This window comes from Streptomyces sp. NBC_00461 (assembly GCF_036013935.1).
In the GTDB taxonomy this organism is placed as follows: Bacteria; Actinomycetota; Actinomycetes; order Streptomycetales; family Streptomycetaceae; genus Streptomyces.
This window is the reverse complement of the sequence record NZ_CP107902.1, coordinates 6,665,317-6,688,690: the sequence shown is the minus strand read 5'-3', so window position 1 is coordinate 6,688,690 and position 23,374 is coordinate 6,665,317. Positions and strand designations below refer to the sequence as shown.

Annotated in this window: 21 protein-coding genes and 1 tRNA gene; 4 read left to right on the top strand and 18 right to left on the bottom strand. The window is 66.1% G+C overall.

The genetic code is table 11. The features are described from left to right. Window positions 1–192: 192 nt before the first annotated feature. The 7 genes from rho to OG870_RS31380 form a co-directional block, all read right to left on the bottom strand. Window positions 193–2,256: a transcription termination factor Rho gene (rho, locus tag OG870_RS31410; RefSeq protein WP_266521589.1), complete on the bottom strand. Its 2,064-nt coding sequence runs from the start codon at window positions 2,254–2,256 to the stop codon at window positions 193–195. 416 nt (window positions 2,257–2,672) lie between these two features. Beyond that, entirely contained in the window at window positions 2,673–3,602 is a 930-nt protein-coding gene (gene thrB / locus OG870_RS31405) for a homoserine kinase (RefSeq protein ID WP_266521586.1), read from the bottom strand. A gap of 246 nt (window positions 3,603–3,848) precedes the next feature. After that, window positions 3,849–4,907, bottom strand: a complete 1,059-nt coding sequence (thrC, locus tag OG870_RS31400; RefSeq protein ID WP_266521584.1) for a threonine synthase — start codon at window positions 4,905–4,907, stop codon at window positions 3,849–3,851. A gap of 6 nt (window positions 4,908–4,913) precedes the next feature. Continuing rightward, on the bottom strand, window positions 4,914–6,206 hold the full coding sequence (locus tag OG870_RS31395; RefSeq protein WP_266521582.1) for a homoserine dehydrogenase: 1,293 nt from the start codon (window positions 6,204–6,206) through the stop codon (window positions 4,914–4,916). 162 nt (window positions 6,207–6,368) lie between these two features. Further along, the gene (gene lysA, locus OG870_RS31390) at window positions 6,369–7,760 is read right to left on the bottom strand and encodes a diaminopimelate decarboxylase (protein ID WP_266926365.1); all 1,392 of its coding nucleotides are present in this window, start codon (window positions 7,758–7,760) and stop codon (window positions 6,369–6,371) included. 13 nt (window positions 7,761–7,773) lie between these two features. Then, on the bottom strand, window positions 7,774–8,793 hold the full coding sequence (gene nrtL, locus OG870_RS31385) for an ArgS-related anticodon-binding protein NrtL (protein WP_327691747.1): 1,020 nt from the start codon (window positions 8,791–8,793) through the stop codon (window positions 7,774–7,776). 155 nt (window positions 8,794–8,948) lie between these two features. Then, window positions 8,949–9,398: a response regulator gene (locus OG870_RS31380; RefSeq protein ID WP_405624823.1), complete on the bottom strand. Its 450-nt coding sequence runs from the start codon at window positions 9,396–9,398 to the stop codon at window positions 8,949–8,951. Window positions 9,399–9,828: 430 nt separating this feature from the next. On the opposite strand from OG870_RS31380, the gene OG870_RS31375 reads away from it, so the two are divergent. Next, window positions 9,829–9,900: transfer RNA gene (locus tag OG870_RS31375), tRNA-Arg, on the top strand. 210 nt (window positions 9,901–10,110) lie between these two features. Further along, a complete protein-coding gene (locus OG870_RS31370) occupies window positions 10,111–10,854 on the top strand; it encodes a hypothetical protein (RefSeq protein WP_327691746.1) in 744 nt (247 codons plus the stop codon). A gap of 74 nt (window positions 10,855–10,928) precedes the next feature. Here the strand turns inward: OG870_RS31370 and OG870_RS31365 are convergent, their stop codons facing one another. The 7 genes from OG870_RS31365 to OG870_RS31335 all read right to left on the bottom strand — a co-directional run bounded on the left by OG870_RS31365 (window position 10,929) and on the right by OG870_RS31335 (window position 16,427). Beyond that, window positions 10,929–12,314: a tyrosine-type recombinase/integrase gene (locus OG870_RS31365; RefSeq protein WP_327691745.1), complete on the bottom strand. Its 1,386-nt coding sequence runs from the start codon at window positions 12,312–12,314 to the stop codon at window positions 10,929–10,931. After that, a complete protein-coding gene (locus OG870_RS31360; protein WP_327691744.1) occupies window positions 12,311–12,514 on the bottom strand; it encodes a helix-turn-helix transcriptional regulator in 204 nt (67 codons plus the stop codon). The genes OG870_RS31365 and OG870_RS31360 overlap by 4 nt, the downstream gene beginning before the upstream one ends. Beyond that, a complete protein-coding gene (locus OG870_RS31355) occupies window positions 12,504–13,865 on the bottom strand; it encodes a replication initiator (RefSeq protein WP_327691743.1) in 1,362 nt (453 codons plus the stop codon). Before OG870_RS31355 ends, OG870_RS31360 begins: the two co-directional genes overlap by 11 nt. Window positions 13,866–14,223: 358 nt before the next feature. Next, on the bottom strand, window positions 14,224–14,514 hold the full coding sequence (locus tag OG870_RS31350) for a hypothetical protein (protein WP_327691742.1): 291 nt from the start codon (window positions 14,512–14,514) through the stop codon (window positions 14,224–14,226). A gap of 42 nt (window positions 14,515–14,556) precedes the next feature. After that, complete coding sequence (locus OG870_RS31345) at window positions 14,557–14,751, bottom strand: hypothetical protein (protein WP_266926353.1); 195 nt, start codon at window positions 14,749–14,751, stop codon at window positions 14,557–14,559. Between the two features lie 12 nt (window positions 14,752–14,763). Beyond that, the gene (locus tag OG870_RS31340) at window positions 14,764–16,086 is read right to left on the bottom strand and encodes an FtsK/SpoIIIE domain-containing protein (RefSeq protein ID WP_327691741.1); all 1,323 of its coding nucleotides are present in this window, start codon (window positions 16,084–16,086) and stop codon (window positions 14,764–14,766) included. Then, a complete protein-coding gene (locus OG870_RS31335) occupies window positions 16,086–16,427 on the bottom strand; it encodes an SCO3933 family regulatory protein (protein WP_327691740.1) in 342 nt (113 codons plus the stop codon). Before OG870_RS31335 ends, OG870_RS31340 begins: the two co-directional genes overlap by 1 nt. A 202-nt stretch (window positions 16,428–16,629) precedes the next feature. Between OG870_RS31335 and OG870_RS31330 the strand changes: the two genes are divergently transcribed. Next, window positions 16,630–17,370, top strand: a complete 741-nt coding sequence (locus tag OG870_RS31330) for a GntR family transcriptional regulator (protein WP_327691739.1) — start codon at window positions 16,630–16,632, stop codon at window positions 17,368–17,370. Window positions 17,371–17,875: 505 nt separating this feature from the next. Further along, the gene (locus OG870_RS31325; RefSeq protein WP_327691738.1) at window positions 17,876–19,990 is read left to right on the top strand and encodes an NACHT domain-containing protein; all 2,115 of its coding nucleotides are present in this window, start codon (window positions 17,876–17,878) and stop codon (window positions 19,988–19,990) included. A 527-nt stretch (window positions 19,991–20,517) separates the two neighbouring features. Here OG870_RS31325 and OG870_RS31320 read toward each other — a convergent pair. From OG870_RS31320 to OG870_RS31305, 4 genes are all read right to left on the bottom strand, one after another. After that, window positions 20,518–21,135, bottom strand: coding sequence for a hypothetical protein (locus OG870_RS31320; RefSeq protein ID WP_327691737.1), 618 nt, complete (start codon window positions 21,133–21,135; stop codon window positions 20,518–20,520). Window positions 21,136–22,079: 944 nt separating this feature from the next. Continuing rightward, window positions 22,080–22,373, bottom strand: coding sequence for a hypothetical protein (locus OG870_RS31315; RefSeq protein WP_327691736.1), 294 nt, complete (start codon window positions 22,371–22,373; stop codon window positions 22,080–22,082). A 106-nt stretch (window positions 22,374–22,479) separates the two neighbouring features. Beyond that, window positions 22,480–22,701, bottom strand: a complete 222-nt coding sequence (locus tag OG870_RS31310; protein WP_327691735.1) for an effector-associated constant component EACC1 — start codon at window positions 22,699–22,701, stop codon at window positions 22,480–22,482. A 311-nt stretch (window positions 22,702–23,012) separates the two neighbouring features. Then, complete coding sequence (locus OG870_RS31305; RefSeq protein ID WP_327691734.1) at window positions 23,013–23,342, bottom strand: hypothetical protein; 330 nt, start codon at window positions 23,340–23,342, stop codon at window positions 23,013–23,015. Window positions 23,343–23,374: the final 32 nt, after the last annotated feature.

Genomic DNA, 23,374 nt, shown 5'->3' with positions numbered 1-23,374 from the left:
AGACAGGATGTGAAAGGGGCGCGAGAAGACGCCCGTTCCTATCAGCGCAAAAAGCCTGCCCTCCGTCACGCAAGTGACGGAGGGCAGGCTCTTAAGGGGTGCGGGGCCGTATCAATAGGCGGCTCCGCCACGTGGGCGCGATCAACCACGACAAACTCGCAGCCGACAGACAACAGCTACCTCAAACGGCGACTAGTCACCGTTACCGGGCATCGGCGTCGTCTTCTGGATCTGGAGCAGGAACTCGGCGTTCGACTTCGTCTGCTTCATCTTGTCCAGCAGCAGCTCGATCGCCTGCTGCTGGTCGAGCGCGTGCAGCACCCTCCGCAGCTTCCAGGTGATGGCGAGCTCGTCACTGCCGAGCAGGATCTCTTCCTTACGGGTACCGGACGCGTCGACGTCCACCGCCGGGAAGATGCGCTTGTCGGCGAGCTTCCGGTCGAGCTTGAGCTCGGCGTTGCCCGTGCCCTTGAACTCCTCGAAGATCACCTCGTCCATGCGGGACCCGGTGTCGACAAGGGCCGTCGCCAGGATGGTGAGCGAGCCACCGTCCTCGATGTTGCGCGCGGCACCGAAGAAGCGCTTCGGCGGGTACAGGGCGGTCGAGTCGACACCACCGGACAGGATGCGGCCGGAGGCCGGGGCGGCGAGGTTGTACGCACGGCCCAGACGCGTGATCGAGTCGAGCAGCACGACGACGTCGTGACCCAGTTCCACCAGGCGCTTGGCGCGCTCGATGGCCAGCTCGGCGACCGTCGTGTGGTCCTCGGCCGGGCGGTCGAAGGTCGAGGAGATGACCTCGCCCTTGACCGACCGCTGCATGTCGGTGACCTCTTCCGGACGCTCGTCGACCAGGACGACCATCAGGTGGCACTCGGGGTTGTTGTGCGTGATCGCGTTGGCGATCGCCTGCATGATCATGGTCTTGCCGGTCTTCGGCGGGGCCACGATCAGACCGCGCTGGCCCTTACCGATCGGCGCGACGAGGTCGATGATGCGGGTGGTGAGGACGCCCGGGTCCGTCTCCAGACGGAGGCGGTCCTGCGGGTACAGCGGCGTCAGCTTGTTGAACTCCGGGCGGCCGCGCCCGGATTCGGCCGCCATCCCGTTCGCCGAGTCGAGGCGGACCAGCGCGTTGAACTTCTCGCGGCGCTCGCCGTCCTTGGGCTGGCGCACGGCACCGGTGACGTGGTCGCCCTTGCGCAGGCCGTTCTTGCGGACCTGGGCGAGGGAGACGTACACGTCGTTGGGGCCCGGCAGGTAGCCCGACGTGCGGATGAAAGCGTAGTTGTCGAGGATGTCGAGAATGCCCGCGACGGGGATCAGGACGTCGTCGTCGGCGAGCTGCGGCTCGGCGCCGCCGATCTCGTCACGGCCACGACGGCCACGACGGTCCCGGTAACGGCCCCGACGGCCGCGGCGGCCGCCATCGAAGTCGTCGTCGTCCTGCGGGCCGTTGTCGCGCTGCTGGCGGTCCTGACGGTCCTGGCGCGCGCCGCCCTGCTGCTGCCGGTCCCCGCGGTCCTGACGGTCCTGGCGCTGCTGGCCACCGCCCTGGCCGCCCTGCTGCTCGTCGCCCTTGTTGCCGCGGCGGTCGCGGTCACCACGGCCCCCGCGGTCGCGGTCCCGGCGGTCACGGCGGCCCTGGCGGCCGTCGCCGTCACCGGCGTCGCCCTGCGGCTGGCTCTGGGCCGGGTTCTCGGCCTTGGGCTCGCTCTTCGCCTCGGCGGCGATGGTCTCGGTGCTCGACGCCGGGGCGCCGGCCTCCGAGGTGGCGCGACGACGACGGCGCTCCGCAGGCGCGTCGTCTCCCGCACGCTCGGCCTCGCTCGCGCGGGAGGGGCCGCCGGCCGGCTGGCCGGGGATCTCGATCTGCTGCTGGGCCACGGCCTTCTCGGCCGGGGCGGCGGCCTTCTTCGCGGCGGCGGGCGCTGCGTCATCGCCCGTACGAGCCTTGGAGGTGGCGCGGCGCTTGGGCTTGGTCTCGGCGGCGTCCTCGGCCTTGGGGGCCGCGGCACCGCCTCCCGCCTGCGCCTCCTTGATGACCTCGATCAGCTGGCTCTTGCGCATGCGCGCGGTGCCCCTGATACCGAGGCCGGATGCGACCTGCTGCAGCTCTGCCAGCACCATGCCGTCGAGGCCGGTACCGCGGCGCCGCCGGGAGCCTGCACCGGTGGCAGGCGCGGAGGCGTCCGTGGCGGGCGCGGCAGCGGTCTCCTCGACACGTGCGCCCATCAGATCGGTGGTGTCGCTCACGAAGGGTCCTTCCCTGGAGCGGACGTCGGCCTGTCTGGCTCGGCGACCGGTTGTGCTTCCGGCTGCGGTCCTTGCTGTGTGGACCGTGCCGGGGCGGTGGTCCGCCAAAGGTGGCGGAGGCAATTTCTGGGACGGCGCTTCCCAAAGCCGTGACCGCGGCACCGAGTGTCGGTGTCACGTGGCCTGGTCGCACCTGTTCCGGAGCGTGCCCGGCAAGTCGCTCAGTGCCCGCGTACGAGGTACTGCCCGCGTACGTCGTACGGAACACAGTGCGGCTTGGGAGGCTCCCGGAAGAATGTCTGTCCCGGACGGGGACACGAAGCACCTCGCCATGGTGGGGTCGGGTGCAGACTTGAGATTAACACTACCGGATCCAACAAACATTCCCCCTCTCGAAATCCGGCAACCGCCGGTTTTTACATGTCACTGGAGGCTGCGAGCGGCAGCACACTCGCTCCCTGGGCGTCGAGTTCGAGCCGGTTGGCGGCCCACCCTTCGCCTGCCAGATGGGCGACCTTGTCGGCGCTGTCGGCGTCGGCCAACGCCAGCACGGTGGGTCCCGCTCCGGAGATGACCGCCGGGACTCCGTCGGCCCGCAGCCGCTCCACCAGCGCGGCGCTCTCCGGCATCGCGGGCGCGCGGTACTCCTGGTGGAGACGGTCCTCGGTGGCGGGCAGCAGCAGCTCGGGACGCCTGGTCAGGGCCTCGACGAGCAGGGCCGCACGGCCCGCGTTGGTGGCGGCGTCGACGTGCGGCACGGTGCGCGGGAGCAGGCCGCGCGCGGTCTCCGTCAGGACCGGCCTTCCGGGCACGAAAACCACCGGAACGATGGAATCGGCGGCGTCCATCCTGATCGCACGCGCGGCGCCCGCCTCCATCCAGGAGAGGGTGAAACCGCCGAGCAGACAGGCCGCCACGTTGTCGGGGTGACCCTCGATCTCGGTCGCGAGCTCCAGCAGGGCCGTGTCGTCGAGCTTCGACTCCCCGCCTATGGTCACGGCGCGCGCGGCGACGATGCCGGCGCAGATGGCGGCCGAGGAGGAGCCCAGGCCGCGCCCGTGCGGAATGCGGTTGGCGCACACGATCTCCAGGCCGCGCGGCTGCCCGCCGAGCAGGTCGAAGGCGGTGCGCAGGGACCGTACGAGGAGGTGCTTCTCGTCACGGGGCAGGGTTTCGCTGCCCTCACCCGCGATGTCGATGAGCAGCCCGGTGTCGGCCACCCGGACCACGACGTCGTCGTAGAGTCCCAGCGACAGGCCGAAGGCGTCGAAGCCCGGGCCGAGGTTGGCGCTGGTGGCGGGGACGCGCACCCTTACGGCGGCGGCGCGGAAGGCGGGACCGGCCATCTCTCGATGACTCTCCTTGAGCTGCGTGATGGTCGAAGACATTCGATACGGCATCGGGTACGTACCAGGACCCTCAGGCCGCAATGACGGCGCGGCGCCGTCCACATGCTCCATGTGCGGAGGCATATGCGGCGGGCGGGTTCAGTACAGCCTATCGAAGGAAGCTTCCGTGGCGACATAGGGCGCACAGGAGGCGCACGATGCGCGCCGTAAGCCCCCTGTGCACCCCTTGAAGGGAGTTCCCGGTCAGGCCAGACCGAGGCGCTCGGCCGCCGTCACCGCGTCGACCGGGACGGTGACCGGCTGCGGGGCGCCGGCGACGGCCCAGTCGGGGTCCTTCAGGCCGTTACCGGTGACCGTGCACACGATCCGCTGGCCCGGGTCGACCTTGCCCTGCTCGGCGGCCTTCAGCAGTCCGGCCACGGACGCGGCGGACGCCGGCTCGACGAATACGCCCTCCTGCGCGGCCAACAGCCGGTAGGCGCGCAGGATTTCACGGTCCGTCACCTCGTCGATGAAGCCGCCGGACTCGTCCCGCGCGTCCAGTGCGAACTGCCAGGAGGCGGGGTTGCCGATGCGGATCGCGGTGGCGATGGTCGACGGGTCCTTGACGATCTCGCCGCGCACGATCGGGGCGCTGCCGGAGGCCTGGAAGCCCCACATGCGGGGGGTGTGCGTGGCGATGCCGTCGGCGGCGTACTCCTTGTAGCCCTTCCAGTACGCGGTGATGTTGCCCGCGTTGCCGACCGGGAGGACGTGGATGTCGGGCGCGTCACCGAGCATGTCGACGATCTCGAAGGAGGCCGTCTTCTGGCCTTCGATGCGCACGGGGTTGACCGAATTCACCAGCGCCACGGGGTAGTTGTCGCTCAGCGCGCGGGCGAGGGTGAGGCAGTCGTCGAAGTTGCCGTCGACCTGGAGGATCTTGGCGCCGTGCACGAGGGCCTGGCCCATCTTGCCGAGCGCGATCTTGCCCTGCGGGACGAGAACGGCCGACACCATGCCGGCGCGGACGGCGTAGGCGGCGGCGCTGGCCGACGTGTTGCCGGTGGAGGCGCAGATCACGGCCTTCGCGCCCTCCTCCTTGGCCCGGGTGATGGCCATGGTCATGCCGCGGTCCTTGAAGGACCCGGTGGGGTTCGCGCCCTCCACCTTCAGGTGGACCTCGCAGCCCGTGCGCTCGGAGAGCACCTGCGCGGGCACGAGGGGCGTGCCGCCCTCGCGGAGCGTCACGACCGGCGTGGTGTCGGAGACGGGCAGCCGGTCCCGGTACTCCTCGATGATTCCGCGCCACTGGTGGGTCATTGCTGGTTACTCTCCTTCAACCCGCATGATGCTGGCGACACCCCGCACGGTGTCGAGCTTGCGCAGCGCCTCGACGGTCCCGCTCAGAGCGGCGTCGGACGCGCGGTGGGTGACGACGACCAGGGAGGCCTCGCCGTTGTTGCCCTGCTGCCGAACCGTATCGATCGACACACCGTGCTCCGCGAACACGGTGGCGACCTGGGCGAGAACACCCGGTTTGTCCGCGACGTCGAGGCTGATGTGGTAGCGGGTGACGACCTCACCCATGCCCGACACGGGCAGCGCGGCATACGCCGACTCGCCGGGCCCCGTTGCCCCACTGAGTCGGTTGCGGCAGACGGCGACGAGGTCGCCGAGCACGGCGGACGCGGTGGGCGCACCGCCGGCACCGGGCCCGTAGAACATGAGCTGCCCACTCGCGTCGGACTCGACGAACACGGCGTTGTACGCGCCGCGCACGGAGGCGAGGGGGTGGCTCAGCGGAATCATGGCGGGGTGCACGCGCGCGGTGACCGATCCGCCGTCCTGGGCCCGCTCGCAGATGGCGAGCAGCTTGATGGTGCAGCCCATGTTCTTGGCGGAGGCGAAGTCCGAGGCGGTGACCTCCGTCATCCCCTCGCGGTAGACGTCGTCGAGGCGCACCCGCGAGTGGAAGGCGATGCCGGCGAGGATGGCGGCCTTGGCGGCGGCGTCGAAGCCCTCGACGTCGGCGGTGGGGTCGGCTTCCGCGTATCCCAGGGCGGTGGCCTCGTCGAGCGCCTCCTGGTACCCGGCTCCCGTGCTGTCCATCTTGTCGAGGATGAAGTTGGTCGTGCCGTTCACGATGCCGAGCACGCGGTTGACCTTGTCGCCGGCGAGGGACTCGCGCAGCGGGCGGATCAGCGGGATGGCACCGGCCACGGCGGCCTCGTAGTAGAGGTCCTTGTCGTGCTCCTCGGCGGCGGCGTGCAGCGCGGCGCCGTCCTGGGCGAGCAGCGCCTTGTTGGCGGAGACGACGGAGGCGCCGTGCGCGAAGGCGGTGGTGATGAGGGAGCGGGCGGGCTCGATCCCCCCGATGACCTCGACCACCACATCGATGTCGCCGCGTTTGACGAGCGCGGTGGCGTCGGTGGTGACGAGGGAGGGGTCGATGCCCTCACGGACCTTGGAGGGCCGCCGTACGGCCACACCCGCGAGTTCCACGGGCGCACCGATCCTGGCGGCGAGGTCGTCGGCGTGCGTCGTCATGATGCGCGCCACCTCTGAGCCGACAACCCCACAGCCCAGCAGCGCCACCTTCAGCGGACGCGTACGCATCATCCGACCTCGTTTCCTCATACCGTCTACGGTTCGACCAGTCTCACTCACCGGACGGGACTTTCTATCCCATGTCCGGATCGTGAGACATCGATTTCATTTGTACGGGGGCGGAAGACAGGAGATCTTCCACCCGCTCTTCCTGCCGCTATTCCTGGGGCTGACTCACCCGACGTCGAGGCGCAGGAGGTCCTCCTCCGTCTCGCGGCGGACGATGACACGGGCCTCGCCGTCGTTCACGGCGACGACGGGCGGCCTGAGCACGTGGTTGTAGTTGCTGGCCATGGACCGGCAGTACGCGCCCGTGGCCGGCACCGCGATGAGGTCACCCGGTGCCAGGTCGGAGGGCAGGAACGCGTCCTTCACCACGATGTCGCCGCTCTCGCAGTGCTTGCCGACGACGCGGGCGAGCATCGGCTCGGCGTCGGTGGTGCGCGAGACGAGAGCGACGCTGTACTCGGCGTCGTACAGCGCGGTACGGATGTTGTCCGACATGCCACCGTCGACGGAGACGTACGTGCGCAGCCCGTCGAGCGGCTTGATCGTGCCCACCTCGTACAGCGTGAAGGCGGTCGGTCCGACGATGGCCCGCCCCGGCTCGACGGAGATACGAGGAGTGCGCAGCCTGGCGCCCTCGCACTCCCGCGTGACGATCTCGGTCAGCGCCTTGGCGATCTCGTGCGGCTCACGGGGGTCGTCGTCGCTCGTGTACGCGATCCCGAGCCCGCCCCCGAGGTCGATCTCCGGCAGCTCGACACCGTGCTCGTCACGGATGTCCTTCAGCAGCCCGACCACCCGGTGCGCTGCGACCTCGAACCCGGACATGTCGAAGATCTGCGACCCGATGTGGCTGTGGATCCCGATCAGTTCGAGCCCGTCGAGCTGGAGCGCACGGCGGACCGCTTCCGCAGCCTGCCCGCCGGCCAGCGGAATGCCGAACTTCTGGTCCTCGTGGGCGGTGGCGATGAACTCGTGCGTGTGCGCCTCCACCCCGACGGTGATACGGATCTGCACACGCTGCCGCCTGCCGAGTTCCTTCGCGATGTGCGCGACCCGGACGATCTCCTGGAAGGAATCGAGCACGATCCGCCCGACACCGGCCTCGACGGCCCGCCGGATCTCCTCCGCCGACTTGTTGTTGCCGTGGAAGGCGATGCGGTCGGCGGGCATGCCGGCCGAGAGGGCGGTGGCCAGCTCGCCCCCGGAGCACACGTCCAGATTGAGCCCTTCCTCGTGCAGCCAGCGCACGACGGCACGCGACAGGAACGCCTTGCCGGCGTAGAAGACGTCGGCGTCGGCCCCGAAGGCACTGCGCCAGGCCCGCGCCCGGGCCCGGAAGTCGGCCTCGTCGAGGACGTAGGCGGGCGTGCCGAACTCCTCGGCGATCCGCTTGACGTCGATGCCGCCGACGGTGACGACACCGTCCGTGTCCCGGCTGACGGTCTGGGCCCACACCTTCGGATCGAGGTCGTTGAGATCGGTGGGCGGGGCGGAGTAATGACCCTCGGGGAGGACGTCGGCGTGACGGGGCCCGGCGGGGTGTGCGGAACGGCTCATCTTCAGTCGTCTTTCAGAGGTGTTGGGGTGCGTCGATGCCGAGCAGGGACAGGCCACCGGCCAGCACCGCCCCGGCGGCTTCGGCAAGCGCGAGCCGGGCACGGTGGGCGGCCGAGGGTTTCTCGTCGCCGCGCGGAAGCACGGTGGGCATGACAGCGAGGACGGCATCGGCGACGGTGACGAGATGCCGGGCCAGACTGTCGGGCGTGCGGTGTGCTGCCGCACGGGCGAGGACACGGGGGTGGTCGGCGAGGACGGCGAGAAGCCGGCTGGTGTCGTCGCCCTGCGGGCCTGCTACTGCTGCGGCTTCTACTTCTACTTCTACGTGACCGGGCTCGGGGGTGAAGCCCAGCTCGGCGGCGTTACGGCTGAGGGCCCGGGTACGGGCGTGGGCGTAACGGACGCGGAAGAGCGGGTTGCTCTCGCGCTGGACCAGGTGATCGGCGGTGATACGGGGCCGGTCGTGGGCGGCGGGGTGCAGGAGCGCCCAGCGGGCGGCATCGGGGCCGAGTAGGGCGGGGTCGTCGGGCGCCGGGACGGGCCGCAGGTTCACGGGCTCTCCGTGGGCGACCTCGACGCGGCCGCCCTGGGATCCGACGATGCGCACGAGGGCGTCGGCGACGACTTCGGCTCGGACGTCGTACGGGATACGCACGTCGATGACCTGCCCGGCGAGGGCGTCGCCGTGACCGTATGCCGCGCCCGCACGGAGGATCTCGCGGGTAAGAGCGACTGCGGCGGAACCCGCTGCCCCTTGCAGGCTGAAGTTGATGAACCCCGGCCCGGTGACGACGACGCCGGCGACACCGTCCGTCCGGACGAGGTGCTGTTGCAGGATCTCGGCGACACGCAGAGGCGGCAGCCCGGCCGGCCGCGCGAGCTGGAGGGCGATGTTGGTGGCGTAGTCGCCACAGCCACCCGGCCCGGGCGGCGCGACAACGGCCCGTCGCGGCACGGCCACGCTCAGCTCCCCCTCGTCGACAGCACGACGCACCGCGCACAGCACGGTACGGGAGAGCTCGCCGGGGGTCACGGGACAAGCGTATGGGAGGAGGGGGGTGGGTATGCGAGCCGGTTTGGGCGAAGGTCCGGGATATGGACGGGGCGTACCCGGCCGACGACGGAGGCGCACTCAACCGGCAGGGAGGACGTCAGACACGGCACGGCGGGGCAGGGCACGGGTGCCTGTCAGCCGCCGGCGTGCCCGGCCCGCTCGGCCTCCCCCACGCCGAGAACACTCCCGAGCCCGGACTCACCACCCTCACCCCGGCCCCGCCCGCTCCTCGCCCGCTCGACCAACTCCCGCACGAGGCGTACGAGTTCGGCAGGTTCGAAGGGCTTGGCGAGGAAGGCGTCGACGCCGACGTCCAGCCCGGTCTCGACCTCGTACGAGGTGCAGGCGCTGACGATGGCGAGGGGAAGGTCGCGGGTCCGTGGATCGGTCCGCAGGCGGCCCGCGGTCCGGAGCCCGTCCAACCGGGGCATGACGACATCGAGGGTGATGACATCGGGCCGCACCTGATGAACGACATCCAGACACTCGGCACCGTCAGCCGCGGTCACCACCTCGAAACCCTCCAGCTCGAGATTGACCCTGATCAGCTGCCGGATGACCTTGTTGTCGTCCACAACAAGCACCCGACCCGACGCGCCTGGCACAACTCGAGAGTAGGTCGAGACCGGCCACCGCGTCCGGGTTTTCCCTACTTCCAACCTGGGAGGGGCGGGGTGCGTCCTGGGTGGGGGGCGGGCGGGCTTGTGGTGGGGGTCGCCGGGGGGTGTGGGTTGCGGGGGGCGGGTTGCGTGGGGAGCGGTAACAGGGTCCATGGGCGGACATGGGTGGGGGTGGCAGGTAAGGGGATGGGCGAGCGCCAGAGGGAGCCACGGCGGGCGACGGGCGGCAGCGGTGGGAGCAACGGCTGGGGGCGATCGGCGGCCAACAGCAAGGCGTCGGCCGGTGATGCAGCGAGGGGTGACGCCCCAATCGACGTCGGAAAACCCGTTCATGAACACCCTGGATCAGCTGGTAGGGTTCTACCCGTCGCCGCGCACACAGCGCAGCGGTCACGCCCCCGTAGCTCAGGGGATAGAGCAACGGCCTCCGGAGCCGTGTGCGCAGGTTCGAATCCTGCCGGGGGCACCTTGCATTTGGTGCCTAAAGACCCCGCCATCAGCGCTTTAGCTGAAGACGGGGTCTTCGCGTGTGTGCAGGCGGACGCCGCTGAAAGCAGCCGTTTGTCAGTGATCACGTAATGACGACGTAATGATCTTGGAGTGTCTTTCGCCAGGTCAGATCACGCTTCCCGGTGGAATAGTCGAACGTCAGAGTCGAACCGGCAAGGAGCCCTACGTGATCGAGAACTTCATCGCGCCCTTGGTGGTTGCAGCGCTCATCGGGCTCGTTGTGTTCATCAGGCGCTGGCTGAAGCGTGGGGACCCTCTAGCGGTGACAGGAGAGATCATCGTTCCCAAGGCTTGGCAGCTCGCCCTTCCGACGTCCGAGTCCCTGCCGTCACACGTGCCTGAGGACAAGCGCACCTACTGGCCCATGTACTGGCTGCTCCGTAACCAAGGTGCCGCCGACTTCAAAACCACCAATACGAAGATCCTTGTCGAGAACCGCTCAGAGCAACCACTCACCATCACCAACATCACGGTTCGTAAGACGCAAGAAGGCGCTCCCTTCAGCGCCGCTTGGGTCAGGTACCCCCCAGCGGGCGCAGCAGAGGCCTTGGTTCTGGACTTTCTGCTCGACGAGGACCAACCCGCGGCATGGAGCGCTACCTACGAAGGGTCAACCGAGCGTCTGGTCCGCACGGGTAGCCGACCCTACTTCGACGACCATGTCATCAACCTCTCGCCCGGAGAAACACAATCGCTCCTCATCACAGGCCGTGCCAACAGCGTGCAGTGCTCCTGGTCGCTGAATATCGAGACCTCCCAGGCGGGGAAGCGCAGAGTGGTACCCGTCGCGCCGGAGGGCGGAGCCTTCGTCACCTCGGGGACGCCGGCCAACGGCTTCGACCACCGATGGCAGTGGAGTTGGTACGACGGAGCAGCGGCCCGCTTCGTCGCTCCACCGGAGTTCGACTGAATCTCTGGTCGTGCTCATACGACTGAGCCCCGGATTCCTCCGGGGCTCGTGATCGTGGTCCGGCGAGCCCCCGTCTATTCGGTCTCGCCCTCCTCTCCCAGCCCTTTCAGGATCCGGTCGTTCATCTCCTGCTCCTGGCCGTCGATGCACTTCGCGTAGATCTTCAGCAGTACGTCCACCGAGTGACCGGCACGGAATGCCACATCCGGGGCGGGTACACCGGAGTTGAGCCACTGCGAGACACCCGCGTGCCGGAGGTCGTACGGCCGGAAGGCCAGGACCGACGACACCTGATGCGGTACGAGCGCCAGTTCCCGAGCCTGCTTCCACGCTCGTGAGTACGACGAGGCCGCAATCACGTTGCCCCGCTCGCTGGAGAACAGCCGGCCGTCCTTCGCCGTACCGAACTCGTTCAGGTGCTCGCGGAGCAGCCGCACCAGCGGAGGCGGAATCGGCACGATGCGCACTTCGCCGCGGGCCCGTTGCTTCAGGCCGCGTCGGTCGTGTGCCTCCCCGGAGTCCGTCCACGCTTTCCCGGCCGTGGGACGGGTCTCCGTCAGTTCGATCCGGCCCCAGCCGGACGCCGGAAGTGTGCAGTCGGAGCGGCGGAGACCGAGCGCCTCACCCGGCCGCATGGCCGCGTAGTACAGGCACCCGAAGAACGCCCTGAGCCGCCGACCGCTCGCACGGTCGTAGCCACCGACGTAGGTGAGGGCGATCAGCAGTTCCCGAGCCTGACGAGGATTGACCACCACCCGGCGGTCGACCTCCTGCACCGCTCGCTTGCCCCGATTACGGCGCACCCGGCTCAGCGGGTTGGACGGCAGGTGCTCCAACTCGACAGCGTATTCGAGGGCGTTGAAGACCACCGCCCTGCGCCGACGGTACGTCTGGGTCGCCGCAAGCTTGCCGTCCAGCTTCCGGCCCAACCCGTCGATCAGCTCATGCACTCGGGCGATCTCCTGCAACTCCCCCACGGGGAGTGAGGCCCTTTCGATCCACCGCACGGCCGCCGCGATCTCCTCGGGCCGCTCCCGCTCTCGACGGGGAACCGGCAGGACGTACGAGCGCAGCGCCCGTCGCAGCACCTCGGGAGCGGGCCGCCCCCTCCCCGGCTTGACGAGGAGGGGAATGACCGTGGCCAGAGCGTCAGTCATGCTGTCCCGTTGCTTCGCTGACGCTTCTGCCCAACGCGCGTCCACGTACTTCCGCGCCAGGTCGAGGAACGACAGCGCCGCCTTCCCTCCGCGGAGCGAGTCGGGCAGACCGGTGACTGTGTCGAACGGTTCGCCCTTGTCAGCGGCTCGGAGGAGCTTGGCCCGGAAGCGATCCGCAAGCGCCTTTGTCTTGTGCGACTCGTGGAACGGCTCGCCGTCCACGGACCAGCGGACGAGGTACGTCGGTTTCTTCGCGGAGCGGTTGATACTCAGCTTCCAGATGACGACCTTGTACGACTTCACGACGCGGCCCCCTCCGCTCGCTCCGCCAACCAGTCGTTGAGCACGTCACGACGAACCCGTAACTCACCATTCGGCAGACGGATGCACGCCGGCGCGATGCGCAGTTCCCGCCAGCGGTAGAAGGTCCGCCGGGAAATCCCGCCCAGCTCTTCGAGCACCTGCCGCACGGTGAGCAGTTCGCTTGCCTTCTCACGCGCCATCAGAAACACCGCCCTCCCGCACGGAAGCAGCCAGGAGCGCCCCCTCCAGCGAGTAGCCGCGCCCTGCATAGCGCCACTCGCCGACGGTGATGGTTGACCGCCCGCTGATGCCGAGAGCGGTCCGCTGCTCCTCCGCACGGTGTTCGGCACGGGCCTCACGGAGCGCAGTCAGAGTCGTCGAGTAGCGCCGTGACTTGGTGGAGAAGTGGCCGCCGTAGCCGAGCATGTGGGCCCAATGCCGTAGCCCGAGAGGTTCGAAGGGAGGCAAGCCGCCGAGCCACCAGCACGTACTGATCATGCGGAGAACGTGAGCCCGTACTGGCAACATGACCATTTCCCGCGCCTGGTGAATCCGACCGTCGACCGCGCCGGCGGACTCGGCCCCCTTGGTCGCGTACTTCGCGATGTATCCCGCGACGGCCGCGGAGGTCAGCCGCTCCCCCGCTCCGAACGCCGCAATGGGTCGCACGTCGACCTGATCGCCGAAGCGCAGCACGCGAGTGCCTACGACATCCGCGCCAGGAGCGATGAGCCCCACCCTGCCGACGACTGCATGTACCGCATCCGTCAGGAGAGCCGTCGTCGCCCAACCGGGCGGAGCGGAGGCCGGTCCCTCCGGACCGTCGACACGGATCACGGCATGGAAGTGGACCAGGCCCCGCCGCTGGTACTCGGCCACCTTGGCGTACGACAACCGGGCCACGTCGCCGAATTCGGTACGGGACAGTCCGGCCCGCCGTGCGACCTCGCGGCGCAGCTCCAGCGCGAACCGGTGCCAGAGCTGACCGGCGTACGCCTGCCAGAGGACAGCTCCGGCGTAGTCATAGCAGCGCGGGCACAGGGGCTCGCCGAGGCGAGGCTCACCCTCCGCATGCCGCTCATGGCATCCGATGGGCAGGCCATGCGGGCAGTACTCCCCCGCCCTCCGGGGACGGCATCCCCGTACATGCCCCGCACGCTCACGACGGGTGTGAACTGGGCCGAAACCGGGGGCCGTGAGGGTGGCGAACACCCGAGGGTGCCCGCTCACCGACTCCCTGACGTTCTTGCCGCCGACCAGCCCGGCCCGGATCAGTTGATAGGTGTCGGCACGGTAGAGGCGGGAGCAGGACGGGCAGACCGTCGCGCGCCGATTGCCGCATGCGGTCAGGAGTCGACCGCCGTAGACGTCCGACGCGTACGAGAACAGGGCCTCGCCCGTGGTCGTGTCGACGACGGTTGCCCCGCCGACCAGGTGGATCGGGTTGGTGCAGCCGGCGAGGCTGACAATGTTGCGCCGCCAGGCTGCGAACTCCGGCTCTGTTGCCCTGTTGAGCAGGGCAGCAACGCTCTTCGGCAGAGGTGCGGTCATTGCCGACCACCGCCTCCGAACGCCTGCGACATCACGGCAGCGATTGCTTCCGTACGGGTCTTGGCGCTGAACCGGAGTGTCGGGTCTGTGAGCCAGAGTGCTGCGGCGTGTGCCGGGCACAGGTGCCGCTCCAAACCGTCGAGCCCGACGAGGACGATCTGTTCCCGTCCGTCGCAGGTCGACACCTCGGAGTCGACGACCCTGAGTTCGCACTCCGGCAGAGGGGATTTGCGCGAACGATGCGCGGTGGACAAAGTGTGAGTACTCCTTTCACTGCTCATGTGGCGGATGGAGTGGGTTCCTGACGGGGTCGGGTTTGGCGACTTCGCGCCCCGTCGGGAGCCCGTCATACGGGCGATCACCGCTGTTCCTTGGGCGGGATCGCGACGACGTTGAACGCAATCGGTCCGAAGGCACGGCGTGCGGCGTAGTAGCCCTCGCCGAGGTCCTCCACCGAGGCGCCGAGCGGGGTGGCGACGTGTTCCGCGCCCTCCCTGCGAGCGGTGGGGTCGGCTGCGTCGACGAAGACACCGAACGACGCGTTGCGCGGGACGAGGACACTGGGGTTCGCGGTGAGGAAGTCCGCCAGCTCCCGCAGGCCGGCGATGAACGCAGCCCGCTCGCCGGAGCGGATTTCGTACTTGGGCATGGCTCGCCCACCTCTCTTGTTCGGACATCGGGTGAGGTCGCTTCAGAAGCGGAGTTGGCCGAGGAACCCGCTGACGGCGACGAGGACTGCCTGAACCACTGGCGCGGCCACGGTCTTTGCCACCAGGAAGCCGAAGGTTCCGCAGAGCAGCGTGTCCGCCCAACGCAGGTAGCGGATGCGCAGCAGGAACCAGATGCACAGGCCGAGCAGCAGTACGGCCGACATGGAAACCAACACGACAGCCCCCTCTCACTTGGCCTCGGTGAGCAACTCGGGTAGGACCGGCGCGAGGTACTCGTACTCGGCCGCGATGACTTCCGCGTCTGCCTCGGTGATCAGGTGTGAGCGGGCACGTTCCCAGCCGTCGCCGGAGGCCAGCACGGCCGTACCGGCCTGTTCCGGCGTGATGGCTTGGGCAGCCTTGAGCGCGTCGGGATTGAGGTCTCCGAGTGCCATTTCCGCTGTACCGGGATCGGCCACGCGGTGGCACACGCGCCCTCCGAGCTGGGCCCGCAGTGCCGTGACGCCTGGCCCCAGGTCGGAACCCACCCGCTGGCCGGCCACAACGAGGAACACCCCGAGCGCCGCGCCGAGTTGGGCGAGCCGGATCAACGCCGTACCGGCGGCATGCGCTTCGTCTTTCTCGTTGCGGCTCGCGACGAGGAACAGTTCCGCGATCTCGTCGACGATCACGACGACGGGGACCGGGCGTTCCTTTTCCGACAGACCCCAGATGTTGCGTACCCGGGCCGCCCGGCAGACGGTCATGCGGTCGAGCGTCAGGTCGACGAGCGCCGCCAGGAGCCGAACCGCTTGCTCGCGGTTGGTCGCCAGCGCCGACAATCGCGGCTCGTAGAGCGACAGTTCCATGCCGCCCTTGCAGTCGATGCCGACCAGCGCGACCGGTTGCGGAGCCAGGCCCGCTACCAGTGCGTTGATCAACGTCGACTTGCCGGACCGAGTGGCACCGACGATGAGCCAGTGCGGCACGCGGCGCAGGTCGATGACCCAGGCAACACCGGTCTCCAGCACGCCCACAGCGACCCGGAGCAGCTGACTGGGCCCGCGCTGTTTCGGCAGCCGAGGAGTGGCCAGGGGATCGGCCACCGAGGCGGCGATCCGTACGACTCCCGGCCTCCAGGAGGTAACTCGCACCCCGTGGACCTGCCAGTCCTCCGCCATGGCGGGCGCCGCCTTGACGAAGTCCTCGGGCACCTGCCCCGGCAACAGCCGTACCAGTAGCCAGAACCCGCCGCCGGTCGGGCGTATGAGCCCGTACCGGGGAACGCGCGGCTGAGGCGGAGGTGCCCCGTTGCCGACGAGCCCTGACACCACGGTCAGCGCCGGCCGACGACTCACGGCGAGTCCGCACCCGGCCATCAACGGCCGCCAGGTGCGCATCACCCGGACGACCAGGACCGGGAAGCCGAGTAACAGCCACCAGGCCACGGGGTAGCGGCGGCGCAGGGCCGGGCCTGCGAGAAGCAGACCCGACACCAGCACTGCGGCCACCACCAGAACCCAACTCGGCCAGACCGTCCCGGCCGAGGAGGTGGAGGAGGCCAGGGTCATCACTGCCCGGCCCCCTTCCCCGCCGGAGCGCTCAGGGGCCGGATCTCCGCCGCACGGAATGCAACCCCGTGCCGCCCGTCGTTCTCCCACGGCGTGGCGACCAGGTCCCGTACGGCCACGGGCATACCGAGCTGCACACCGGCCGGCTCACCGGCGACGCTCACGTTCACCACGTCCGCCGATGACCCAGCCATCAGGCAGAGACCGACCTGGTACACGGTCTTGCCGGTGTCACGGTCAACACGAAGCTGACCGGTCTCACGATTCGCAATCCGCGGAGCCGGGGGTACGGCACAGATGATCCCCGTGAACTTCGCGGTGTCGATCGGAAGGCTTGCCACTGATCTGAACTCCTCATCTCTGGCACCCGAAGGCTGATCCTTCGGGCTGCTAGACCACCCGTAGTACGGGCGCCGGGTCCAGAGTGGCGACCCGTAGTACGGGTTGTCAACCGTCTTGTGATGAGGGATGGTGTTCCACGCGTGGAAGGTGCTTCCACTCATGGAACATCGAACGTATTGATCACGGCCGTGGAGGGCTTGCATGCCGCCGAAGAACACGCAGCCGAAGTATCGGCAGATCGCCGACTACCTGCGCGAAGGCATCCTGAACGGCACCTTCCCCGCCGGCCAACCGCTCCCCTCCGAGGAGGCGTTGGCAAAGCAGTTCGGCGTGACGCGTCCCACAGTCCGTCAGGGCCTCACGGAGCTACGGGCATCCGGCCTAGTAGAGGCGATCATGGGCCGAGGCACATTCGCCCGCTCACCCCAGAGCCGCCCAAGCCTCACGCGCCCGCGCGGCGTACGTCTGGCCCCCGACGGCCGGTACATGGAGGCCGACGGCATCCAGTGGACGAACGCCGAGCCACCGGTATCCACTCGCACGGACGCCCCCTTGGAATTGGCGGACCTCCTCCGCATCCCACCAGGCGAGCCGATGTTCACGTACGACGCGTTGCAGACCGCCGACCACGGCCGCCTCCGCCAACTCCACCGCACGCACGTGCCGTTCTCTGTTTTGGTCGGCACGAAGTACGAGGAAGAGGCACCGCCGCCGGCACCGGATCTCTACGTGGCGCTCGCCGCGTTGGATCACGTACTCCACTTCACGGAGTACGTCCGTACCCGCATGCCTCTACCGGACCAGGCCCAGACCCTCCGCCTTCCCGAAGGCGTCCCGCTCCTGCACGTCATCCGCGTGACGCTCGCGGAGAGGGACAAGCCGCTGGCCCTGGAGGAGTTCCACCTTCCCGGCGACGATCTGGAACTGTCATTCAGGCTGTAGCCGAACCTCAGTTGGCTCAGACTTTCTCCACGTCATCAAGACGGCTCGCTCCGCTCACCGCGCGCGGCCCGGCCCCCGGCCGGGCCTGCGCTCCTGTCTCCGCCCCGCTCCAGCCCAGCCGACGCCCGCGCCGCGCTCAAAGCGTTCAGCCACCTGATGCCCAGAAAGAGCTACGTCGTGGCTGGGGCGGTCGGCTACGCGGCTTTACGGAGCCACTTTGGCGCGAGCCTCGAAGATCATGGCCCCAACGTCGTGCCTTACCGGGCAGGTCCACAGACTGCCCGACGCGCCGGAAGCTTACGGGGCCATGATCACTCGCGCCAAAGCAGCGCCACCCCAAAGCCGCTACGCCAACCTGAGTGCCAACAGGACCCCGCCGCGAGAGGACCCGCTCCTTCAACAGGTGCCATTGGGCATGCAAGACCCCCAACTATGTTGCTTACGTGGGAAAGTAGGGCACTGCTTTCTCACGTGAGAAGCACCAGGTCGGAGATAAGGAACGCCCATGAGGCGCCGGATCGGCAAGTGGTTCTGGATCATGTACGGAACGTCCGTCATTGCTGGAGTGGCCTGGTACCTCCGAGACGGCCTGAACAGGGCTGGCGACCTTGCCGACACCGTGGGCCTGGTCATGGGTTTGCTGGGCCTTCCTGCATTGCTTCTTACCGGGCTGGGAAAAGAGAATGGCGATGACGCAGTCAACACACCGCTCGGTGAGCGAGCTGATCAGCTAGCACAGGCCGTCGGCCAGCAGTGGGAGCGTGAATCTCAGCTAAGGCGTCTGAACGACCCTTATCCACTTCCCGTAGCGTGGACAGCCGCGGAAGGTGAAATATCCAGCTCTTGGACCTCCATCATGCAGGTAGCCAACAGTTGGCCGGGAGGCCCATTCAGTGACCACACTCACTGGGCACAGGAATTGAGTCATCTTGCCGGTGAAGGTAGCGAGATCGACAAAGTATTCCTGGAGCGCACACCTACTCGACGTCTCATAATTCTCGGCGATCCAGGAGCTGGGAAAACTGTCCTATTGATTCGACTCATCCTTTCGATACTGGCTCGACGAGAAAGCGGAGAAGCAGTTCCTATGTTGTTCTCGTTGGCGTCATGGAACCCAGACCTGGAGGGTTTTCTGTCGTGGATGACTCGCAAAATATCTCAGGACCATCAAGCTCTCTCATTGCGCTCCAAAAACAGGGTAGATGAAAAAATTCTGGCACGAGAACTATTGGACAACCGACTGGTTATCCCGGTACTTGACGGCCTGGATGAGCTTCCGGAGCAACTGCGCGCCAAAGCCTTGGCTCTTATTAACGAGGAGATTTCATACAGGCAGCCAATTGTGATTTCCTGCCGCACAGCCGAGTATAGGCAAGTCGTAACAGGAGGTGGCACAGGAGAAGAGGGGTTGAACGGTGGAGCCGTTATCACGCTGCTCCCATTGACCCTTCAGCGAGTCCGCGAATACCTGGTCCGCTTTGGAGGCACGAATGCGTCTCGCAACGATCGATGGGGAACTCTCCTCCAAGAGATAAACGAAGCTAGCCCCCTAGGTCGAACACTCAGTAGACCTCTCTTTGTATTCTTGGCTAGAGCCATCTACAACCCTCGTGCCGGTGAGCCCATAGGCGGCATTCCGCACCCAAGCGAGTTGCTGAATGTATCCAGATTCCCAACTCAGGCAGACATCGAATCTCACCTGTTTTCAGCGTTCATACCTGCTGTGTATCGACCAGGAAATCAACGGCCGCCACGATGGACAGGAGCCAGGGCAACCAAGACGCTAACTCAGCTTGCCAAGCATCAAGAGTTCGACGCCTCGGGCTCCATTGATATTGCATGGTGGGAATTGTATTCAGCGACATCAAACGTTAAGCTCAGAATCGCGATGGCCGCCATCTTCGGACTTCCGGCTGCAATAGCGGCAGCGTTGACTTCTGCGATGTTGACCAGCTTGTTCAATTCCCTAACGGTCGGACTTTTCGCTGGATTCTTTGTTGGATTCACTACAGCTGGCGGTAGGCTGACGACTAACCCGAGCGCTCGTCTCGGCTGGACAGCCGGAAATCCCACTCAACGCAAAGACAAGGCAGTTCTCTCGATACTCACCGGTGTCGTGATGGGCTGGGGAACAGGGATTGGCACCGGGTCCCCGTTCCTGGGGGTGTTCACTGGCTTGCTCTGGGTGGCTATCACGGTCATATCTATGGGAATGCATCAAGTCGCACCCGATTTGCAACGAGCCACAGGACCATTCATTTCTCTCCGAAATGATCGTCACGCATTCAGGATGGTTGCATTCCAGTGGTCAATCTACATTTCGCTGCTCGTCGCAGCTATGACTTTCCCAAGTCTGAACCGTGGCACGTTTTTCATACTTGCACCTCCGGTGCTCATATCCATCCTCGTCACCGTGGGCCCAATGTTTGCATGCAGTTATGCTGCTTGGGGGGTTTACACAGCTGCCCGTATACTCCTAGCAGTGGAGGGGAGAGCCCCTTGGCGATTGGCAGCATTTCTGCAAGACGCTCATGAGGTTCGTGGCGTCCTACGACAAGTTGGCGCCGTTTACCAGTTCAGACATGTTGACCTTCAACGCCATCTCGCAAGACAAATTTAGTCACGGATCAGATGCTGCCCGGCCAGAAAAACCACCCCACCGCAGTATCCGTGATGTTCGACTGCCCGCGTCCACAGATAGTCCACGCGTGGCGAGCACCGTGTCATGAGGCGTGCGCTGCCTCCCACCGGAGTTCCTGGCTTGTACCTCAGCTCCCGCCGGGCCTGCCATGTGCAGGGTGTAGCGCCGTGACGTCTTGTAGCGCCAAGGCCCCGAAGGAGCCTCCGGGGCCGTGTGTGCAGGTTTGAATCTTGCGGGGCACATCACCTGATCCAGCACGATTATGCACCCGACGTGTGCAGATGCCGCCGCAGGAAGTGCGGGAACCATACTTATTGGCACCTACACTTTGTCCTTGCTGGAGACAAGTCACGCGCAAACAGGGAGTGAGGTTGAACGGGGCCTCGCCGTTGGGCGGTAGACGAGAGCAACCGTGCACAAGGCACGGGCATACGTGACTCGTCACCAGCAGGGTCTGGATCGCCGGCGTGGGGCACAAAGCGCGGCCCAAGGTGCGCCTTAGAGGCTTATTGATAGGAACGAACCAGTTCCCTGACCTCTATAAGCTCACGGACCACAAGGCAGGTCGCAATGATCAACGCCAGGATAGCGCCGCCCATATTGAATAGATCTGCAAGAATCGAAGCAAGCGCTAGAGCGAACGCACTGTAGCCAATGGCCGTGGCCCCCTCTGTGCCAATAAAAGACATTTCTCTTCCCGCCGAACGGAAAAATGTCCGCGCAATCATAAAAGTAACGGAGCTGGCGAGAAGAAGATTTCTACTGAGTGAAGAAATATCTCTACTTGGAGCTGATTTGAGTGTAGTAAACAATACTGCCCATGTCGCTAGCACGATAGAGCCGACGATTAGCAGCGTGCTTTCCTGACGTACAGTAACCGCGAAGAAGTCTTCGTTACGTTTGACTTTTTTCTCCTCCGTCTCCCCGGCACGTGGAAACACTTCAACATGCAAGGCCTTAAAGGAGTGCTTGCCCATCTTACGAAAATAGGCAATCAGCCACGTAAGTCGGCAAACGACGACGATGGCCAACGCGAACAGCAGCCACACATCCATTAGGTCGAAGCCAAACGAAACGTGGAACCGCTGAGAAACATCGCTCAGCATGGCGGAGATGCTTGGCATCTACTGTCATCCGACGTAATCAGGTTATGGACGCAGCGGCCGAAGGTCATATCCGCAACTGCATCCAAGTCGATTTGGGAGATAGCCTCAGTAACAGACCTGAGCGAGGAGGCCACACCTCTCGCATTCCCCTCGCCGAATTCCAGGGATGCCCGAGAGATCAAAGCAAATGCCCTATCAAGGTCCCAAGGAAGGGTAACTGCGTCGGTTGCCCCAGCTTCTCTAAGGACAGCGATAACCTCATCTGCTTGACGTACTACGCTCTCCAGCGTTTCAGAAGCTGATTTAACATCATCGGCACTGAAGAGTTCAAACGCATGCTGAAGCTGTTCGCGCAATCTTCCGAGTTCTTCTGCGGCGTTATCCACCCCGCAATCCCCAATCTGATCTGGCGATGCCCTACCAATTCAAAGATCACCTCTGAGCTTCAGGAGTCAAGCACACAGTGGACGGGCCTGGCGTGGTTCACTCGCATGCCGCATGCCCGTGTAGAACGGTCGGCGCGGGAGGGCTGTCCGGTGTGCCGGGCGGATCGATTCTCGCCCGCCGGCCACAACCTACTGCTCCGCAACCGCGCCCGACCCCTTTTGCTGGACAGCACGAAGTACCGCAACCACAGCGGCCGTAGCTGGCCGCCAGCGCCCTCCAACGGCCAGCTCAAGAGTTCGGGACGAAGAGGTCGTGCCAGACGCGTGCCAGATCGTACGGGGAATCGCGGGGAACACCGGGGAATCAACGGGCCCGCCCACGAGGCGTTGAACCCATCCGAGGCAGGTCAGCGTGCGAACCGGCCACAAGAGCGCTCAGCTTCCCAAGCTGAGAGCGCAGTTGGGTCGGTAGGTGCCTCTGCGAGACCGACCTCCTCTTGGCTTGGCTCCGCTCTGACGCCACACCGAAGCAAGAACCTCAGAAACTCGCGCAGCGCACGCGGCGTATCTGAATGGTCATTTGTTGCCTAGCAGCTTGATTCGGTCCAGCTCCGATACGGCAACACTTGCGTCGATTTCCTCCAGCATTTCGCGAATCCTCCTCTTATGCTCCTCAGAGGTGTGCGGATACTTCAGCGACTTCTCAATAGTCTTCCGAGCCCGCTTTATCTGCCACCGCTCTGCATACCAATCCGCTTGGTTCTTCAGCATATAAAAGAAGCTGCCAGCCACAACAGAGAACGCCGGAGCGAGATAAATCAAGGTTTGCCCAAGCATGGTATGTAGGCCAACGCTGTTGGCGATCGCCACAACCCCCGTACCACCTCCCACTCCGCCAAGGCCCGAGTTAATGGTGTCCTTCCGCGCGGGCCTTTCCCGTCGCGCTGCCCTCTTTCGCTGGACAGGAACTTGAGGATCAGCCATCGCGTCGGGCCTCGCTGTCGGGAGCTCGATCCAAGAATTCCCTTAGAAACAACTCCGCTTCCTCGGGCTTTTCTAGATCGACAAGCACTTTACGATCACCCACTCGAAGCGTGACCGAGTGAGCGTTCTTAGCGCTAAGCCATGCTCTCAAAGTGGCGACCAAGGCCGGCACGACGGCGCTGCCCGACAAGATCACCGCCAGCTCATCCAACATGAAGCCAGGATAGAGGCAACAGGCCTTGCATGAGCCCGAGTTCAAAGACTCCAACTGTGCCACCTGAAGGCATGTTGAGTGCCCACTGCCGAGCATCAAGTCGTAAGGCTGCAGAAGCTCGTGAACACCGCCGTCGGACACTTGAGCAGGAGCTGATCATCCGAACCTTTTCCAGAAGCAGGACATCAACCAGTGCAAAGGTGCCGAGAGCAACACCACCTCCGCGAAGGCGCCTGCGCCGTTTACCCAAGGTCAGCGGGGCCACCAGCGCCTCACCTGAGCTTCCCAGGCTCAGGTGCCCCTTGCCTTGCTCAGGGCAAGGGCGCGAAGCCGGCGGACAGGTCGAGGTAGAACGGGGAGCCAGGCTCCGTTGGAGTCCATCCCTCGCGAAGGGCAAGCTCGATGGCGTGGGCGACGTCGGATGGCAGTACGGACTTGGCCTTGCGCCCGAACCAGTTGCTCGGATGCGGGTGGTTGGTGATGACCACGAGTGTCGTCCCCCGGGCGTCTGCCTGCTCGACCGCGAACGTGCACGGTGTCCAGACCAGCGCCTGAAGATAGGTCGGCCTACGGCGCAGCCGCCACCGGTAGTCCGTGCCGTCAACGACGATGCGTCGCGCTCCCTTGCGGCCCAGTGACATGGCGCCTCCTCAGCGGCACGGATGCTACCGAG

Coding starts and splice junctions, on each gene's coding strand:
- thrB (WP_266521586.1), bottom strand. CDS start 3,602: ATGGCCGGTCCCGCCTTCCGCGCCGCCGCCGTAAGGGTGCGCGTCCCC.
- thrC (WP_266521584.1), bottom strand. CDS start 4,907: ATGACCCACCAGTGGCGCGGAATCATCGAGGAGTACCGGGACCGGCTG.
- OG870_RS31395 (WP_266521582.1), bottom strand. CDS start 6,206: ATGATGCGTACGCGTCCGCTGAAGGTGGCGCTGCTGGGCTGTGGGGTT.
- lysA (WP_266926365.1), bottom strand. CDS start 7,760: ATGAGCCGTTCCGCACACCCCGCCGGGCCCCGTCACGCCGACGTCCTC.
- OG870_RS31360 (WP_327691744.1), bottom strand. CDS start 12,514: ATGGCGCGTGAGAAGGCAAGCGAACTGCTCACCGTGCGGCAGGTGCTC.
- OG870_RS31355 (WP_327691743.1), bottom strand. CDS start 13,865: ATGACCGCACCTCTGCCGAAGAGCGTTGCTGCCCTGCTCAACAGGGCA.
- OG870_RS31350 (WP_327691742.1), bottom strand. CDS start 14,514: ATGCCCAAGTACGAAATCCGCTCCGGCGAGCGGGCTGCGTTCATCGCC.
- OG870_RS31340 (WP_327691741.1), bottom strand. CDS start 16,086: ATGACCCTGGCCTCCTCCACCTCCTCGGCCGGGACGGTCTGGCCGAGT.
- OG870_RS31330 (WP_327691739.1), top strand. CDS start 16,630: ATGCCGCCGAAGAACACGCAGCCGAAGTATCGGCAGATCGCCGACTAC.
- OG870_RS31325 (WP_327691738.1), top strand. CDS start 17,876: ATGAGGCGCCGGATCGGCAAGTGGTTCTGGATCATGTACGGAACGTCC.
- OG870_RS31320 (WP_327691737.1), bottom strand. CDS start 21,135: ATGCCAAGCATCTCCGCCATGCTGAGCGATGTTTCTCAGCGGTTCCAC.
- OG870_RS31310 (WP_327691735.1), bottom strand. CDS start 22,701: ATGTTGGATGAGCTGGCGGTGATCTTGTCGGGCAGCGCCGTCGTGCCG.
- OG870_RS31305 (WP_327691734.1), bottom strand. CDS start 23,342: ATGTCACTGGGCCGCAAGGGAGCGCGACGCATCGTCGTTGACGGCACG.